Here is a 2,817-nt window from a genome sequence, read left to right as displayed (position 1 = left end):
GGTTCGCGCCCCGCCTCCCCCGGGGCGCGAACCCTTCCCCCTCGCAAAGGATGTCTATCCGACTAGTTCCTTCAACGATTCACCCTTCTTTCCGCCGGAATGCGCGGCGCGGCCGGCGGGGTAGAAAGGACCGACGGAGGCCCGGAGAGGGACATCGCGGAAGGGAAGGGGGTGGGCATTCTGTCGTGGGACCACTCGGTGTCGCTGGACAAGTCGGAGCAGGAGCTCTCTGAGCAGGAGGAAGGGCTGCTCGCCGAGGCGGAGGACAGCGAGAGCGAAAGCGAGTGACAACGGCGGGCCGGGCACGGGGAATCCGCGCCCCGGCGCGCATTCCCGGGAGGGGAGCGGCATATGGACAACGACCCCGGGGTGGAGCGCGTGATGTCGGTACGGCGCGCGGAGCGGCAGGTGCGCCTGGCATTGCGCGAGAGGGGATTACGGCCCGAGGTCTGGGAGCTGGGCTCCAGGGACGGCCTCACCGCGTGGCGCTGCCGACTGCGCGACGCCTCGGGGCGGATGGTGCCGCAGGGCGTGGGGAACGGGAAGGGGTTCGCGCGGGAGGCGCGGGTCGGCGCGCTCTTCGAGGCCCTGGAACACCATCTGACGGGACCGGAGCACTTCGATCCGCGGCAGGTGGAGCTGCGTCCGGGGGCGGACGTCGTCTCGGGGGCGCTGGCCGGGGAGGCGTGCGCGCCGGTGCTCGCCTCCATGCCGGCGGTCGCCTGCCACCGCTACACGCCGCTCTCCGGCGCGGGGGCCATCTCCGTGCCCGTGGCGCTCACCACCAGCTGGTACCTGGACCGCCCCGACCGGCGCCAGGCCGCCGGGGACCGCGCGGACTACCGGCAGCTGGCGCGTTACGGCAGCAACAGCGGCTCGGCCATCGGCACCACCGCGGCCGAGGCCCTGGTCCACGCGCTGAACGAGGCGGTCGAACGGGACGCGCTCTCCCTGCTGCTCGCCCGCTGCTTCCTGGGGAGGAACGCGACGCGGCACCGCCCGCGGGTGGTCGACCCGGCCACCCTCCCCGGCGCGCTGGCCGCGGCGCACCGCACGGCCGAGGAGGTCACCGGCGCCCCCGTGCACCTGCTGCACGCGACGACGGACCTCGGCGTCCCGACGTTCCTCGCCTATACGCCCACCGACCCGCTGCCCGAGGGCCGCGTCGGCGCCGGGACCTCGCTGTCGGCGCGCTGCGCCGCGTGGCGCGCGCTGACCGAACTGGTCCAGGCCCGGTTCGCCCAGGGGGCGGGGCCCGGTCATCCGCCGCCCTCGCTCGACGCGTTCGAGCCGTACCCGGCGCTCCAGTCCTGCGTCCGCTTCGACCTGACGGGCCACCTGGCGCAGGCGGAGAGCGTGCCGTTCCCCGAGGACGAGGGGCGGCTGGGGGACCTGGGCGATCAACTCCGCGGCCTCACCGGCCTGCTGACGGCCGCCGGGCACCGCCCGTACTACCGCATCACCGCCCGCCTGCCCGGCGGGATCACCGCCGTGCACGCCTTCGCGCCCGGCCTGGAGCGTTTCATGACGATCCTGTCCGGCATGCTGCTCCTCCCCGGCCCCCGCGCCCGCGCGGCGGCCAGGGCGGCGTGAGCTCGTCCCCGGTCAGGGAGGCGGGGTCAGTTCGATGAGGAAGTCCTGGTCGGCGGCCCCGGAGCACCGGCCCTGCACGACCTCCGTACCGTCCTCGGCGCCCTGGTCGCGCAGGCCCAGACACTGGTCGGTGACGACCGGGCGAAGGCGGAAGTGGGTCGCGGCGGACGGGCCGAGGGGGTCCACGCGGAACTGCTGGGCCCTGTCGGTGTCGGCGCAGTCCTCGCGCGGTTCGAGGAGGTTCTCGCCCGGCCCGTCCAGCAGGACCGTGAGGCAGCCGATGCTGAACTCCGGATGGTGCCACTGGATCTGCACGATGTCCTGGCCCAGCGGTTCGAGGAACACACGCGGCAACTCGGCCTTCGCGCAGGGCCGTTGGGCGGCGACGGCCGTCTCGTAACGGCCGGTGCGATCGCTGCCCTCGGTCACGCACAGCTCCGGTGCGCGAGCGGGGTGGATGCGTGCCCAGCTGCCCACGGCCAGCATGCGCAGCCCTGTCACCGGCATCGTGGAGGCGCCCGCCGGGGGCGAGGAGGCGTCGGACAGCTCGTCGGCGCCGAGCGTGCCGACGACCCCGGCCCCGGCCCCGACGCCCAGGGCGACGAGCAGGCCGACCACCCGGCGCCCTCGCCGGACACGCGCCGGGAGGGACTCACCGGAAGCCGGGGTGCCGTCCTCGCCGCCGTCCTCGTCGCGGGCCGGTTCGTGCGTGGCGATGCGGTGGCGGGCCTCCAGCCACGCGCGCACGTCCTCCTCGCCGAGGCCGCACGCGCGGGTGAAGGCGCCGACGAACCGTTCCCGGGGCAGGGTGGCGCGACCCAGGGTCGTCGCGATGGTGCTGGCCGGGAGGGTGTCGCCGTGCGCGGTCGCCTCGCGCTCGATCTGGCGGTAGGTCAGTTTGGACCAGGTCCGCAGCGCGCGCAGTGCCTCGGTGAACTCGGCGGGGCTGCCCGCCTGTGCCGGCTGTGGTGCTGTCGCCGACGGCCCGGCCAAGCCGCCCCCCTCCTGGCTCATTCCCCCAGTATGGCCCCCGGCGCCGACCGGGGCCACCGCCCGACCACGGGCGACGCTTCGCCGTTCGAGCACGTTCGGAGCGGGCTGAGCGCCGTTCCGAACGCGTTCGAACGCCGTTCTCCCTTGTCGGCGCGGTGCGCGGGTGCGGATCCTTGACGTCGTCCGACTCAGGCCGGAGTCGATCGGGGGGCGACAGGGTCGGGCCGGGTG

General features: G+C 74.7%; 2 protein-coding genes. One reads left to right on the top strand and one right to left on the bottom strand.

All coding sequences use genetic code 11. The annotated features are described in order from the left end of the window. The first annotated feature begins 351 nt into the window (after positions 1 to 351). Positions 352 to 1,593 carry a YcaO-like family protein gene (locus ADY01_RS34625; protein ID WP_049580757.1) on the top strand — a complete coding sequence of 414 codons (1,242 nt, stop codon included), beginning with the start codon at positions 352 to 354 and terminating at the stop codon, positions 1,591 to 1,593. Between the two features lie 12 nt (positions 1,594 to 1,605). Here the strand turns inward: ADY01_RS34625 and ADY01_RS34620 are convergent, their stop codons facing one another. Continuing rightward, positions 1,606 to 2,607, bottom strand: coding sequence for an XRE family transcriptional regulator (locus ADY01_RS34620; RefSeq protein ID WP_049580756.1), 1,002 nt, complete (start codon positions 2,605 to 2,607; stop codon positions 1,606 to 1,608). Between the last annotated feature and the right edge of the window lie 210 nt (positions 2,608 to 2,817).

Origin of the sequence: Streptomyces sp. SBT349, from assembly GCF_001083795.1 — a bacterium.
GTDB lineage: Bacteria > Actinomycetota > Actinomycetes > Streptomycetales > Streptomycetaceae > Streptomyces.
This window is presented reverse-complemented; position numbering and strand designations above follow the sequence as displayed.